Genomic DNA, 14,001 nt, shown 5'->3' with positions numbered 1-14,001 from the left:
CTAAGCGTGTGATGCCATGTAGATAGTGAAGTTCATCTATGATGTCGTAGTTTCTCGCGTTGGCTCAGCGCTCCTCCTTTACTAGATTTAGATACCGCTTTTTCAAATAATCCACCTGTGCTTGAAGATAGTGTCGCTCTTCCTCCACGCTACCAAAGGTTGTACGAGGACGTCCCTTCATTGGATTAGTTTCGTTACTTTTCCTCATCGAACGCTTCCCTGTTTTTTCACTTTTTCACCCACACCTTCAGTTGTGAACAATTGGATCGGCTACACTTAGTTGGACAATAAAAATAAGGGCATGTAAAATAGATCTATTATATGAAGGAGCGGATCTCTACCATGTCCAAACAACAACGACGAACGTTTACAACTGGGTATAAAAACAGATGGTGCAGCCTATGAAAATGGGAAGTCCGGGGCAGCCCTTGTGGAGGAATACGACCTCACCGCTTCGGCTTTAGATCGCTGGATCAAGCAATCGAAGGCAATCGGTTCCTTCAAAGAAAAGGACAATCATTCGCCTGAAGAAAACGAATTAATCGCTATGCGTAAAGAACTCCAACGTCTACGGATGGAGAATGATATTTAAAGCAAGCCGCGCTGATCATGGGACGAACGTAGCTATCATCCAGAATAACAGTGATAAATACTCGGTAACAGCAATGTGTGACGTCCTCGAAATCGCGAAAAGCACGTTCTACTATGAAAAAGGAACAGCCCAAAGAAGGTGAATGTACCAAAGCCATTGTGGAGATCTTCCACAAGAATCGAAAGACCTACGGTACGCAAAAGCTGAAAGTAGCACTTCAAGAACGAGGAGCCATCGTCTCCAGACGCCGTATAGGCCGAATGCGAGAACAGGGCCTCGTTTCCACGTATACCATTGCCCAGTTTAAGCCCCACAAAACGGCTTATAATGAGGTAACGACGGCAAATGTATTGGATCGTGAGTTTGAACAGAAGGAAACCAAACGATTCGTTGTCAGCGATCTGACTTATGTGAAGGTAGGGCAAAGGTGGCATTACATTTGTATTCTCATTGATTTGATCAATCGAGAGTTTATAGGCCATTGCGCAGGTCCGGCGAAAGATGCTGCTCTGACTTCCCGTGCCTTCGCAACGGTAGAGGACGATCTCAGCCAGATCCAGTAGTTTCATACGGATCGCGGCAGCGAGTTTAACAACCAAACGATGGACCAGCTTCTCAAAACCTTTGGTATTGACCGGTCACTCAGCAAGAAAGGATGTCCCTACGATAACGCCGTGGCTGAAGCCACCTATGGGGTCATGAAAACGGAGTTTATCTACCAGATGGATTTCCAAAGCCTTCATCATTTGGAATTGGAATTATACGACTATGTCAACTGGTTTAACAAGCATCGCATTCACGGATCACTGGGGTACATGACACCTGTTCAGTATCGTCAAGCAGCCCTTAAAAAAGTTGTCTGATTTAACGTTGACAATCCAAATTTCCAAATAACTTGAAGAACCTTCGACATATGCTCTACTGCATTTAACAAGAATTTTTCGGTATCCGTCTGTTTTTTCGCTATAAAAATATCTCCTCCAAGTGTCACTTAAACCCCATGATAACATGAAGTTTTTTTAAGTGTCTACTTAAAGGAGATAATACCAGAATAATTATGATTTTTTGTCCATTAAATATGTATGCGGTCGAGAGGACTCGAACCTCCACGGGTATACACCCACTACCCCCTCAAGATAGCGTGTCTGCCATTCCACCACGACCGCATATACAATTGTAAAAATGGTGAGCCATGAAGGGCTCGAACCTTCGACACCCTGATTAAAAGTCAGGTGCTCTACCAACTGAGCTAATGGCTCTTGCTGTAAACTTCACCGGATGTGCCATGCTTCATTCTTGTCTATAAGAGCAATGACTTTGAGGATTACTCATCGAAAATGTAGATCTCATGAGGTGGTGAAGATATGACCCGTAGGGGATTCGAACCCCTGTTACCTCCGTGAAAGGGAGGTGTCTTAACCCCTTGACCAACGGGCCTTAATAACAAGTTGTCTTTCTTGGCGACAAGAATGAGTATACCACAGGACAATTTGAACTTGCAATACTTTTTTTAAAATTTATTTTTCAAGCCTTTTTGCCCATTACATACTGTTCTTCCGAGCCCCTTTATTAGCCACCTCCCGTTCATGCCAATGTCATCCCCGTGCAGGAACAATGTAAATCATTCATCAAAACACTTATAAAAACTTACGTTCACTTATAATATTGCAAATCACATTAAGAATACTTATAATTAAAGTATCAGTATAAGTACGGTCATCCATACACTCGGAGGTGACATGTTTGTTTCAAGAAGAACGAATGCAGCTCATTGTTGAACATCTACGCAAACACAATCGCATCTCAGCCGATGATATTGTCGCCTTGTTTGATGTATCACGGGATACTGCACGCAGGGATCTGATTAAGCTTGAGGAACAGGATGCCATTATCCGAACACGTGGCGGTGCGATTCTCCCCCCTCCTCCGCAAGAATTCAGATCCTACAAAGACCGTTTACTCGATGTATCTGAGGAAAAGAGGGCCATCGGCAAACTCGCTGCGGCCATTGTAAGACAAGGCGAGATCATTATTCTGGACTCTTCCACGACTGTGCAGGCCTGTGCCGAGAACTTAAACGGCAAATCCTGTACCGTCATTACTAATTCGATTCATTCCGCTGATCTTCTCTCCAATCACACTGCTGTCCAGATTCGTTTGCTCGGAGGCAAAGTAGATAAGGAACAACGTTATGTCTACGGTACCTCTGTTATCGAGACCCTCTCCCACTATTATGTAGATAAAGCCTTTATCGGAATTGGCGGTATCACCATGGAGGGCTTCAGTGCTTCCGAAGAGGAAGGGAAAATTAAACACCAAATGATGAAAGCTGCCAAGAAAGTTGTTGTTCTTGCAGATCAATCCAAGTTTGATAGACGTTATGGTTATCGTTTTGCCGACTGGTCGTTGGTGGATGTATTGATTACGGATCAATGGCCAACCAAAGAATGGCTTGTTTTTCTAGCTGAACAACAGGTTGAGATTCTCATTCCTGAACCAACAGATGATAAGGAGTTGTAAATATATGAAATTATTTGCCACAGATTTAGATGGAACTTTGTTGAACATAGATAGCCAGATTAGCCCGGAGAATGCCGCAGCCATCCAAAAGGCCCAGCAATCCGGTATGAAAGTTACCATTGCAACAGGACGTGTCTATTCCGATGTTGTGACCATCAGCCGCGAAGGCGGAATTAAAACCCCAATTATCGGCTCCAACGGAGCGACAATTCATGATGAAGACGGTGAACGTTTATTCCATCTTCCGCTCGAGCGTGACACAGCAGCTTCCGTCATGCAGTGGCTGGAAGATCATGATGTCTATTATGAGGCTTCAACACAACAAGGCATCTATGCCCCGCGTAGCAGTCATGAGACCTTGCTCGCCGAGATGGAACGTGTTCTTGGTTCAAACCCTGGTGAGGACATTGCACGCATGATTGGCTCCATCAAGAAACACTATGACAAAAAAGACTACCACCGCGTAAACAGCCATCTCGAAATTCCGGCAGAAGCCTACATCTATAATATTATGGCCTTCTCCATGAATCCGGACAAAGTAAAGACAGGACGAGAATACTTCGCTTCCCGATCTGATGTCGCTATGGTTGTATCCTTTGAGCATAACTTCGAAATGCAGCACCCGGACGTATCCAAAGGTAATGCCCTCACCAAACTGGCGGCTCACCTGAACATCTCCATGGAGGATACAGTAGCGATCGGTGATAACTTCAACGATGTCTCCATGTTAAAAATGGCAGGACTCGGCATCGCCATGGGTAATGGCGAACCCGAAATCCAGGCATTAGCCAAAGCCATAACGCTGACCAATGTGGAACACGGTGTTGCCCATGCCATCGAGTGCCTGCTTGAAGGTAAACCGGTATCCCGTCCAGAAACGATTGTCGGAGAAGGTCAGTAATTGGACCCATACTGAATTAAGTACTGAACCTGCATGATCACCTGTTGATCCATGCAGGTTCTCTTCATTTTAACTCCGCAGATCGAACGTGAGGCACGTCCTGTAACAAAATAATCAGTTGCTCGCCCCGGTATGAACCCGGTAGTTGCAACGTGAACTCAAGCACAGTCTCTTCCACGGAGTCTGTGCTTGTTTGCTGTTCAGTCTTAAATCCGATGACCGAGATCTTCTCCTGTCCCAGCAGTGCCAAAACAGTCTTCAGGGCCTCTCCCTCATTTTGCAGATGGATGGTTAACGTCTCTGTTCGAGCGGATACCAGCCAGCGTGTAGGTCTATGCAGTAACATCTGTGCCACGACAATAAGCAGTGTCACGCCCGCACCCGTCCAATACAGACCTGAACCCACAGCAAGTCCCATGCCTGCCGTAGCCCATATGCCAGCCGCTGTGGTCAATCCCCTGACCGTGTGCCGCTGTGTGAAGATCATGCCCGCTCCAATGAACCCCACACCGCTAACAACTTGTGCAGCGATCCTTGAAGGGTCCAGGGACAGATTGTCCCAGCCAGCCTGATCCTGGAATCCGTATTTCGATACAATCATCATCAGGGCAGCACCAACGGCGACCACAAAATGAGTACGGATTCCCGCTTCTTTCATTCGATTCTTGCGCTCATATCCGATTAGCACACCACATATTCCAGCTATGAGTACACGCATCAAATATTCCACTTCCATGCACATCACCTCTTTCATTATGTATATGCTTACATGAGTCTATCTTTACTATTACCCAATCTTTACATGACTAATAAAGAACTTCTACTCAGGTCAATTCTCTGCCCGGAAATTTTCCCCTTGTCTCTTGCCCAATCCGAAATAATGTCTGAAATTATATATCAGCGGATGCCATTCCTCCGGATTAATCTTGTCCGGTCCAGATATTAGTCTGGTGTGTGCGTGCACCTTCAACGCTTTCACTTCAACAATCGCCATGAACGGTGTATGTTCGGGAATACGTATGTGTTGTACAGCCGCTTCAATCTGGAGCGGACATTCACCTATTTTATCTGGAGCCACCTGAACCGAGCATTCAGATGTCAGTCCAGCTACAGTGAATTTATCATGACAATATTCATAACCCATCTTCCTTTTCTCCTCAGGAACCGGTGTAACTCCCGTATAACGTCCTAATGCCTCAACCTGTCTCCACATGGTCGCATCCGGCAGATTAATTACACACTCCGGGTATCGACTCAGATTTCCATAGGCTTTGCCCTGTGTACCTAGACCGAGAACCAGACAATCCCCCAGTGCCCAAGACGAGGATAATGGTGACAGGTTAGTTGATCCATCCTCATTTAATGTGCTTAGCAGCACTACAGGCGTACCATAATATAAAATACTGGGATTAATCGTCTCATGTTGAATCACTTCTGGACTCGCGGACAACTGCTCTGTAGCAAAGTCCTGTTTCGTTATCTTTTTCATCCTGTACCTCTCCTGTTCCCATTCCAATGCTTTATAAGCTCAATCTGACCCATATGGGACGATACAACTCGATTGTAATACAGTAATAGTTCAGGTATGATCGAAGTATGAATGTATATCCGAATATTACTGTTATTGCGTCGTTAATCGCTGATCCAAGCCGCGCTATTTTTCTGTCAGCCTTACTTGATGGCCGTTCGTTGCCCGCAGGAGAGCTTGCTCATATGGCAAGTGTCACTCCCCAGACGGCAAGCAGCCATCTAGCTAAACTCGTAGAGGGAGGATTACTCGAAGTTGAACAACAAGGACGCCATCGATACTACCGTCTTGCAAACAAAGAAATTGCTAATCTGATTGAAAGCATGGCCAGTATTGCCCCGCCTGTACAGATCCGCTCTCTCAAACAATCCGATCAGCTTCAACAACTGAGTCATGCACGGACCTGTTATGGTCATCTGGCCGGGAAATTGGGAATCTCGCTCTGTGAAGCCTTAGTACAGAAGGGTTATCTTGCAGAGCCCGAAGAGGCACACAGCAAGGATTATCAAGTTACAGAGGAAGGAAGGCAGTGGTTCACTACGTTTGGAATTGAACTTCAGATGAAGCCGGGATCACGCCGTGCCATCGCTCGCAAATGTCTGGATTGGAGCGAACGCCGTCATCATCTCTCAGGTATGCTTGGGGAACAACTCAGACATCGGTTAGCGGAACTGGACTGGATTCGTCAAAAAACAGGAAGTCGCTCTGTCGAAGTAACGGAAGCAGGCAAGAAAGGTTTATACGAGATGTTGAGCATTTCACTTTAGGCTGAAGCGTACACCATGGATAAGCAAAGATCAGTAAACGCAAAAAATCCCCTTCACACTGACCGTTAACCGGTCTAATGTGAAGAGGATTTTTATTGCAATCAGAACGGAGAAAGAGGGGTACTCTCACTTCGTTTGAGACTGCGAAGATTGCTAACGAAGCTTATGCTCCGACGAACCTTTAGGGTTCTCATCCCTTTGCAGAGAAGTTTAATTCAGAACGGAGAGAGAGGGATTCGAACCCTCGCACCGCTTACGCAGTCTAACCCCTTAGCAGAGGGTCCCCTTATAGCCACTTGGGTATCTCTCCAAGAAATGGCTCCCCGAACAGGGCTCGAACCTGTGACAACTCGATTAACAGTCGAGTGCTCTACCAACTGAGCTATCAGGGAAAATTAACTTGAATAAGATTAATCTACCATGATTAATAATCCAAGTCAACATCCCTTCCATCACTTTCTTTAATACATTGAACGAAACGCACATCAGATATTCTGAAGCCCCAGTTTTCCCGCACAACGACCACAACGGTAACGCTTCGGATCTATTTTCCGTTTGCGCAAATATTCCGTACCACAGCTCTTGCACACCAGCTTATAACGATATGGCAACGGCTTTCTGCCTTTGCCGTCAGGAAGCGATTGGCAGTAACGCGAGCCGCCTACCTTCTGCAATAAAGCCTTGAATTCCGGGTCACGATGCTGATAGCCGCGCCCACGAATATGCAGATGATAGTGACACAGCTCATGCTTGATGATTTTCTCAACCTCATCTCGCCCATAGGCTTCGAGTTGATGCGGATTGATCTCAATCCGGTGACTTTTAAGCATATAACGCCCACCCGTCGTGGTCAGGCGACTGTTAAACAACGCTTCATGGGTGAACGGCACTCCGAAATGATCCAGTGATACCTGTTCAATCCATTGTTGCAATTCCTCATTTTCCATCGATATCCTCTCCTTGCACCCCCTCGGAGCATTTGTTTTTCCGGTATAATACTTGAATTTTAACCGTTTCGTAGGCTACACTGTCAAGTAGAATGTATGAGGGGAGATTATTACTCGTTATGCCTACAATGCGCTATGTCATCCTGCAGCAGGAACAACACTTGCAGTTCGTGGAAATGCCCGCAGATTACGCCTATCAACTCAGTGCGCTCAACCTGCGCCTACACAAGGAAATTGATAAACTCACTGCAGCAGATGTCCCTGTCCTGCCTTGGGCGATCGCCGAATGTGACAGCCTCGATCTCCTAAACGAAAATCTTACTATCATCGGCGGCCTTGATTATATCAATGCGCTTGAAGAATCTTTTGCAGTATTACGTGAAAGCCATTATCCCTTGATTTCTCTGCTTACCGAAATCCGAGCTCTTCAGGCCCAATTGGAACAATGGTATGAAGAAGAGATGGAAGCTCTCTAATTCACCACAGTTATCATTTTATAATGATGAGAACGAAAAGCACATTTCCCTGAATTGGGATTTGTGCTTTTTTTTGAGTGAACAAGATTGATTTGCCGGTGGCCTCCACTTATCCCGCACAGTCCAGGCTATTGCCACATATGCTAACGTACAGATGAATTATGCAAGAGGAGGAGATACCCTTGCCTCAATGGCTTTGCAATCAACTGATGCGTGCATTTCACAAAAAGGACAGCCGGCAAATCAAGTTGCTGAACGAATGCTGGTTCTTTTATCGTAACAAACCAGCAAATGGCACACCACGCAGCGCGGAGAACGAACTTTAAGAGGTTGTTCATGAAAGTCTGCATTGGATTACGAAGGATGGCCCTTTGAACACGCACTTTAAGAAAATGCACATATTGCCCACCGTACTTACTAGAGGAATTAGAACGGATAACGGGACTATTACTGTCGACAACAAACAGCCTTCCTGGTTAGGGAAGGCTGTTCTCCAATCCTACTATTTAAGAAGACTGTTGCGCAGAAGCAGGCTTCTTCATCGTCAGGCCGACACGGCCTTTTTTGGTATCCACACTCATAACCCAGACCGTTACATTATCCCCAACAGACACAACGTCCATCGGATGTTTAACATACCCGTTGCTGAGCTGTGAAATATGGACAAGCCCATCACTCTTGATCCCAATATCAACAAAGGCACCAAAATCAATAACGTTCCGAACCGTACCTTGCAGCTCCATGCCTTCCACCAGATCCTCAATTTTCAATACATCTGTACGGAAGATTGGCAACGGCATTTCTTCACGCGGGTCACGCCCCGGACGCTGCAAGCTGTCCAGAATGTCACGCAATGTAGGCACACCTACGTCCAGTTTCACAGCCAATTGTTCTGGCTGTTGCTCTGACAGTAATACCGACAGTTCCTTGCTGCCCAGCTTGTCCAGTGCAACCTGAAGCTCCTTGAACAGCTGATCAACTACCTTGTAAGACTCAGGGTGAATAGGTGTACGGTCCAGCGGGTTCTCTCCCTCACCAATACGCATAAATCCTACGCACTGCTCATAGGTTTTGGCACCCAGACGTGGCACCTTCTGAAGCTGACGGCGGTTCGTAAACCGGCCATTTTCTTCACGGTACTTCACGATGTTTTTGGCAATCGTAGCGTTAACTCCGGCAACATATGACAGCAACGAAGGTGATGCTGTATTCACATCCACACCCACATGGTTAACTGCGGATTCCACGACAGCCTTCAGGCTTTCTTCGAGAATCTTCTGAGAGACGTCATGCTGATATTGACCCACGCCAATGGCTTTTGGATCAATCTTAACCAACTCCGCCAGCGGGTCTTGTACACGACGTGCAATGGAAGCTGCACTGCGCTCCGCAACATCCAGATCCGGGAACTCTTCCTGGGCCAGTTTGGATGCAGAATATACACTCGCGCCTGCTTCGTTAACAATCAGATACACAAGACTTTCATCACCGTTCTCCTGAATGATCTCGGCAACAAACTGCTCCGTCTCACGTGATCCGGTACCATTACCAATGACGATCAGTCCGATATCATATTGCTTGATCATGCGATGGAATACTTCGGCAGCTTCACGTTTCTTGTTGTGTGGTGGCGTTGGGTAGGTCACAGCCACTTCCAGCAGTTTGCCCGTATCATCTACTACAGCCAGTTTACAACCGGTACGATAGGCCGGATCGACACCCAGCACACGTTTGCCATGAATCGGCGGTTGAAGCAACAGATTACGCAGATTGGCCGAGAATACCGATATGGCCTGATTTTCACCTTTTTCCGTAAGTTCTCCACGAACTTCACGCTCAATGGAAGGCGCAATCAGCCGCTTGTATGCATCTTCAATCACATCACGCAGGATATCCTGCACGGCAGAAGCACCACGAATGATCTGTCCTTCCATATGGCGATGGGCCGGTTCTGCCTGTACGTCCAAGCCGACTTTCAGAATACTCTCACGTTCACCGCGATTAATCGCGAGAATACGGTGTGGAGGCATCTTTTTGGCTAATTCGCGGTAATCATAATAATTCTCGTACACGGACTCCTCTTGAGCATCCTTCGCTTCCGAAGTCAGCATCCCGTGATCCAAGGTGTACCGACGAATCCAGGCACGAATGGCAGCATCGTCTGCGATGTTCTCTGCGAGAATATCTTTGGCTCCCTGAAGCGCCGACTCCGCATCTTCTACACCCAGTTCAGCATTGATATATTTCGCAGCTTCCTGGAGTGCATCTCCTTGTTTCGATTGACCCCAGATCCATACAGCAAGGGGTTCAAGACCTTTTTCCTTGGCCACACTGGCACGCGTTTTCCGCTTCTGACGGTAAGGTCGATACAAGTCTTCCACTTCCTGCAGCTTCACAGCTTGCGTAATGGATTGCTTCAGTTCTCCGGTCAGTTTGCCCTGTTCCTCTATAATACGGATGACTTCCAATTTGCGATCCTCAAGATTGCGCAGATAAACAATGCGTTCTTCAATCGATCGCAGCTGGTTCTCATCCAGCTCTCCAGTCATTTCTTTACGGTAGCGGGCGATAAATGGAATCGTATTGCCTTCGTCCAGAAGCTCCGACGTTGTGCGGACCTGCTTCAAGGACAGTGACAGTTCCTTGGCTACCTGTTTGATGATTCGTTCATGGCGTTCTGCCTTTATTGTTTCTTCATTGGGTTCCAGAACCGTTTCCTGTTCAGACAAAATAAATCCCTCTTTCCTTCCTGAATCGTTCGTTACAATCATTTCAGGGCAGCTTTGCTGCTGTAATTACAGTATAGTTGAACCATTTGTTTCTTCCACTCTACCCTATATTATCACAGAATCACGTCCAGATTTCCATCAATCCGCAAGCATACAAGTTCTGACAGAATGATGTCATCCTCCAGCCTTCCCCATTACGTCAAAAAAAGACCGAAAAACGTCATCACGACGCTCCCCGGTCCTTCCTTTTTTTTAAAAGCTTTAAATAAAATAGCAATCTAGACGCGCTCGAACCGGAACATTTCGCTCAGATAGTCTCCTGATGTGCTGCCTACCGAAATACCGCCATACATGAGGGCATCGCCGGTAAAGGTCTCCGATCCGCCTTTCAGACGGTAATCCGCATTAGGGTCCAATCCTTTCAGCTTCAGGCGCTGAAGTGGCGCATTGGGCTCAGAGAGCACACGGAAGTAGAATACAACAGCTTCGCTTCCGTCCGGTGCAATAAACATCCACGCCGTCTCATTGCCTTCAAACGGACTGAGCAAACGGCGGAATGTTCCATATTGAACCGTTCCACGAATCTCCTTGTACAGCTCAACCTGGGCTTTCACGATGTCGTTCTCTTCCTCCGTGAATTTTGTCAGGTCTAGCTCGTACCCGAAGTTGCCCGACATCGCAACATGTCCCCGAATCTCAAGAGAAGTGATCCGGTTGACCTGATGATTCGGTACCGCTGAGATATGCGATCCCATCGAACTTACCGGGTACACAAGACTCGTACCGTATTGAATCCGCAGGCGGGATATGGCATCCGTGTTATCACTTGTCCACGTCTGTGGCATGTAATACAGCATACCTGGATCGAAGCGGCCACCACCACCTGAACAGCTCTCGAACAGAATGTTAGGGAACGCCGAAGTGATTCGTTCCATAACATCATACAGTCCGAGCATGTAACGATGCGCTGTCTCACGCTGTCTATCTGCCGGAAGCAATGCAGAACCCACTTCCGTCATATTGCGGTTCATGTCCCATTTCACATAAGTGATTGGTGCAGAACCAAGTACGTCTGTTAACATGCGCACAATCTCATCACGTACATCCTGACGAGAGAAGTCGAGTACCAGTTGTTGACGCCCTTCTGTCCGGCGACGATCAGGCACATGCAGACACCAGTCTGGATGCGCTCGGTAGAGCTCACTGTCTGGTGAGATCATCTCAGGCTCAAACCACAATCCGAACTGCATATCCAGACCTGTTACGCGGTTAGCCAGATCATCCAGTCCCTTTGGCAATTTGTTCTTATCTACAATCCAGTCGCCCAGCGAGGAGTTGTCACTGTCCCGGTGTCCAAACCAGCCATCATCCAAGACAAACAGCTCAATACCCAGCTTCTGTCCAGCGCGAGCGATCTGTTCAATCTTGTCTGCATCGAAACCAAAGTAAGTCGCTTCCCAGTTATTGACCAACACCGGACGCTCCGCATTGCGGAATTTGCCGCGTGCCAGACGCTCCCGATACAATTCGTGGTAGGACTGTGACATGCCGTCCAAACCTGCAGCCGAATATACCATAACCGTCTCAGGTGTCTGGAATGCTTCCTGTGGCTCCAACTTCCAGCTGAACTCAAACGGGTTGATCCCGAGCGATACACGGGTGGTGTGGAACTGATCCACTTCAGCCTGTGCGGTGAAGCTACCGCTATAGACGAGACTGAATCCGTAAACTTCACCTTGGTCTTCATCCGTGCCTGGTGTCATCAGCGCAATAAATGGATTCTGCTGGTGACTGCTTGAACCGCGACGACTCTCAATCCCTTGCAGGCCTGACGCAAGCGGTCTGCGAACGATATCACGTTCCCGTGTCCATGCACCTGACAATTGCAACAATTCATAATCCGCATGCGGGAAATCAACTGAAGAACTGAGCGCACGCGCCACATTCACTGAGGTAGCGCTCTCATTAACGATACGCATGGAGCGTGTAATTGCATTAAATGCCGTAAAGGCTGTATAAGAAAGCTCGATTTTGATGCCTGCAACGCGGTCTTCCAACTCAATAACCAGCGTCTCTGCTTCTTCATCGGATTCAACATACGTTGCTGGCAGTCCGGTAAGCGCTACCTTTCCTTTGATCAATCGATGACCTGTATACGTAAACTCCGAAACCGTCGAGCCATTCTCAAGTTCCAGTTGGATAGCCGGATTACGGAAATCACTTGTGCCATACACGGGTAGTTCCACTGCCAATGTATCAAATGAAATCGTACGGTCCTCTGGTACCGGGTTCGGACTGAAAGATGCTCGTTCTGTACGAACATGCAACCAGCTAAGATCGGTGTCGCGTAATTTTTTGCCATAATACAAATGCACCAAATATCCTGAAGGCAGTACCTGAAATACGTAACTGGCCTCACGGGTCTGTAAATGAAACTGAAGTTTCTCTTGATTGATGTAAATGCTCATATGTCTCCTCCACCTCTATATATAGGTCTTTCGGTAAACGGTTTCTCAGGTTTCATTATAGCGAAAAGATCGCCAATGTTCTACGCTTTCATCAAGCTTTAATCAAAAGAGCGCATAACAGCCCGAAGGATGTCATACGCTCTTTTGGTTACAATCTGAATTCAGTGTGTTCCCTTACGGGAACATCCATTGCCAACGGACGGCAGTGCAACGTACAAGACGCTGGTTACTGCCTTAAAAATCGATTAAACCAAGGCTGATCTGTAAGGCTTCGTTGACCAATTTCATGGTCTCCTCGTCCAGATGGGTAATCTTGTCAGTCAGCCTCTGTTTATCAATCGTCCGTATTTGTTCGAGCAAAATAACCGAGTCCCGGTCAAAGCCGTGTGCCGCCGCATCAATTTCAACATGCGTTGGCAGCTTTGCCTTCTGGATTTGGGCGGTGATAGCCGCCACAATACAAGTTGGACTGAACCGGTTGCCGATATCATTCTGGATCACCAGAACCGGCCTGACTCCACCTTGCTCGGAACCGACAACGGGAGAAAGATCCGCAAAAAAAACGTCACCACGTTTTACGATCAATGTCTACACCCCGCTAACTAAGCGGTCCAGAGTGCTGTCCGCATCTTCCTCCGCATGAAAGGCTTCGGATGCCATGGTCAGATTAATTTTTGCCATCTCCATGTACCCTCGCTGCATCGTTTCACGGATGTAACGTTTCTTACGCTCCGTTAAATACAGCTTCATAGCCTGCCTAATCAATTCGCTGCGGTTGGAATTCTCCAGCGCTACGATGCCATCCACTTCCTGCAAAAGATAATCAGGTAAACTGATCATGATCCGCTTGGTGTTCTGCAAGTTGGCCACCTTTCTTCCACCCCCACAAACCTTTCGCCATTGTGAACCAGTATTACGTTTTTCCAGAACTTTTATACAAAGGAATATATATGCCCCGAGTATATCAAGTATGCTGTACTCCATTATAAACACGGGGAACAATATTCGTACAGACCAAACATCTCAATTCAGGAATTAAATCCTTACCGTCATACATAATTCGAGATGCTCCG

12 protein-coding genes, 5 tRNA genes and 1 pseudogene are annotated in these 14,001 nt (G+C 47.0%); 6 read left to right on the top strand and 12 right to left on the bottom strand.

The genetic code is table 11. The features are described from left to right. The first annotated feature begins 342 nt into the window (after positions 1-342). Positions 343-1,455: pseudogene (locus MHH25_RS07175) on the top strand (IS3 family transposase). A 220-nt stretch (positions 1,456-1,675) separates the two neighbouring features. Here MHH25_RS07175 and MHH25_RS07170 read toward each other — a convergent pair. The 3 genes from MHH25_RS07170 to MHH25_RS07160 form a co-directional block, all read right to left on the bottom strand. After that, positions 1,676-1,758, bottom strand: a tRNA-Leu gene (locus MHH25_RS07170). A 17-nt stretch (positions 1,759-1,775) separates the two neighbouring features. Next, positions 1,776-1,851 (bottom strand) — tRNA-Lys (locus MHH25_RS07165). Positions 1,852-1,957: 106 nt separating this feature from the next. Further along, positions 1,958-2,029 (bottom strand) — tRNA-Glu (locus MHH25_RS07160). A gap of 306 nt (positions 2,030-2,335) precedes the next feature. Between MHH25_RS07160 and MHH25_RS07155 the strand changes: the two genes are divergently transcribed. Further along, positions 2,336-3,112 carry a DeoR/GlpR family DNA-binding transcription regulator gene (locus MHH25_RS07155; RefSeq protein WP_340019596.1) on the top strand — a complete coding sequence of 259 codons (777 nt, stop codon included), beginning with the start codon at positions 2,336-2,338 and terminating at the stop codon, positions 3,110-3,112. A 4-nt stretch (positions 3,113-3,116) separates the two neighbouring features. Continuing rightward, entirely contained in the window at positions 3,117-4,013 is an 897-nt protein-coding gene (locus tag MHH25_RS07150) for a Cof-type HAD-IIB family hydrolase (RefSeq protein WP_340019595.1), read from the top strand. Between the two features lie 64 nt (positions 4,014-4,077). Here MHH25_RS07150 and MHH25_RS07145 read toward each other — a convergent pair whose 3' ends face one another. Beyond that, positions 4,078-4,749 carry an MgtC/SapB family protein gene (locus tag MHH25_RS07145; RefSeq protein WP_017690026.1) on the bottom strand — a complete coding sequence of 224 codons (672 nt, stop codon included), beginning with the start codon at positions 4,747-4,749 and terminating at the stop codon, positions 4,078-4,080. Positions 4,750-4,842: 93 nt separating this feature from the next. Then, complete coding sequence (locus tag MHH25_RS07140; RefSeq protein WP_340019594.1) at positions 4,843-5,502, bottom strand: flavin reductase family protein; 660 nt, start codon at positions 5,500-5,502, stop codon at positions 4,843-4,845. Between the two features lie 107 nt (positions 5,503-5,609). Between MHH25_RS07140 and MHH25_RS07135 the strand changes: the two genes are divergently transcribed. After that, positions 5,610-6,308, top strand: coding sequence for a winged helix-turn-helix domain-containing protein (locus tag MHH25_RS07135; RefSeq protein WP_340019593.1), 699 nt, complete (start codon positions 5,610-5,612; stop codon positions 6,306-6,308). 221 nt (positions 6,309-6,529) lie between these two features. On the opposite strand, the gene MHH25_RS07130 is transcribed toward MHH25_RS07135, so the two are convergent. From MHH25_RS07130 to MHH25_RS07120, 3 genes are all read right to left on the bottom strand, one after another. Further along, positions 6,530-6,618, bottom strand: a tRNA-Ser gene (locus tag MHH25_RS07130). 6 nt (positions 6,619-6,624) lie between these two features. Next, positions 6,625-6,700, bottom strand: a tRNA-Asn gene (locus MHH25_RS07125). A 93-nt stretch (positions 6,701-6,793) separates the two neighbouring features. Continuing rightward, positions 6,794-7,255 (bottom strand): SprT family protein, encoded by a 462-nt coding sequence (locus MHH25_RS07120; protein WP_036669054.1) that lies wholly within the window; start codon positions 7,253-7,255, stop codon positions 6,794-6,796. Between the two features lie 119 nt (positions 7,256-7,374). On the opposite strand from MHH25_RS07120, the gene MHH25_RS07115 reads away from it, so the two are divergent. Next, positions 7,375-7,731, top strand: a complete 357-nt coding sequence (locus MHH25_RS07115) for a hypothetical protein (RefSeq protein WP_047842018.1) — start codon at positions 7,375-7,377, stop codon at positions 7,729-7,731. 182 nt (positions 7,732-7,913) lie between these two features. Beyond that, positions 7,914-8,057 (top strand): cortex morphogenetic protein CmpA, encoded by a 144-nt coding sequence (gene cmpA, locus MHH25_RS07110; RefSeq protein ID WP_017690033.1) that lies wholly within the window; start codon positions 7,914-7,916, stop codon positions 8,055-8,057. A 180-nt stretch (positions 8,058-8,237) separates the two neighbouring features. On the opposite strand, the gene MHH25_RS07105 is transcribed toward cmpA, so the two are convergent. From MHH25_RS07105 to MHH25_RS07090, 4 genes are all read right to left on the bottom strand, one after another. Further along, on the bottom strand, positions 8,238-10,460 hold the full coding sequence (locus MHH25_RS07105; protein WP_340019592.1) for a Tex family protein: 2,223 nt from the start codon (positions 10,458-10,460) through the stop codon (positions 8,238-8,240). A gap of 278 nt (positions 10,461-10,738) precedes the next feature. After that, positions 10,739-12,928 (bottom strand): alpha-galactosidase, encoded by a 2,190-nt coding sequence (locus MHH25_RS07100; RefSeq protein ID WP_340019591.1) that lies wholly within the window; start codon positions 12,926-12,928, stop codon positions 10,739-10,741. 234 nt (positions 12,929-13,162) lie between these two features. Further along, positions 13,163-13,513: a type II toxin-antitoxin system PemK/MazF family toxin gene (locus tag MHH25_RS07095; RefSeq protein WP_024630714.1), complete on the bottom strand. Its 351-nt coding sequence runs from the start codon at positions 13,511-13,513 to the stop codon at positions 13,163-13,165. Positions 13,514-13,516: 3 nt separating this feature from the next. After that, a complete protein-coding gene (locus MHH25_RS07090; protein WP_017690037.1) occupies positions 13,517-13,798 on the bottom strand; it encodes a ribbon-helix-helix protein, CopG family in 282 nt (93 codons plus the stop codon). Between the last annotated feature and the right edge of the window lie 203 nt (positions 13,799-14,001).

It is taken from the genome of Paenibacillus sp. FSL H3-0457 (assembly GCF_037981725.1).
In the GTDB taxonomy this organism is placed as follows: domain Bacteria; phylum Bacillota; class Bacilli; order Paenibacillales; family Paenibacillaceae; genus Paenibacillus; species Paenibacillus amylolyticus.
Note: the sequence above shows the minus strand (reverse complement) of the source record. Positions and strands in the feature narration are given on the sequence as shown.

Coding starts and splice junctions, on each gene's coding strand:
- MHH25_RS07150 (WP_340019595.1), top strand. CDS start 3,117: ATGAAATTATTTGCCACAGATTTAGATGGAACTTTGTTGAACATAGAT.
- MHH25_RS07145 (WP_017690026.1), bottom strand. CDS start 4,749: ATGGAAGTGGAATATTTGATGCGTGTACTCATAGCTGGAATATGTGGT.
- MHH25_RS07140 (WP_340019594.1), bottom strand. CDS start 5,502: ATGAAAAAGATAACGAAACAGGACTTTGCTACAGAGCAGTTGTCCGCG.
- MHH25_RS07135 (WP_340019593.1), top strand. CDS start 5,610: ATGAATGTATATCCGAATATTACTGTTATTGCGTCGTTAATCGCTGAT.
- MHH25_RS07120 (WP_036669054.1), bottom strand. CDS start 7,255: ATGGAAAATGAGGAATTGCAACAATGGATTGAACAGGTATCACTGGAT.
- MHH25_RS07115 (WP_047842018.1), top strand. CDS start 7,375: ATGCCTACAATGCGCTATGTCATCCTGCAGCAGGAACAACACTTGCAG.
- MHH25_RS07100 (WP_340019591.1), bottom strand. CDS start 12,928: ATGAGCATTTACATCAATCAAGAGAAACTTCAGTTTCATTTACAGACC.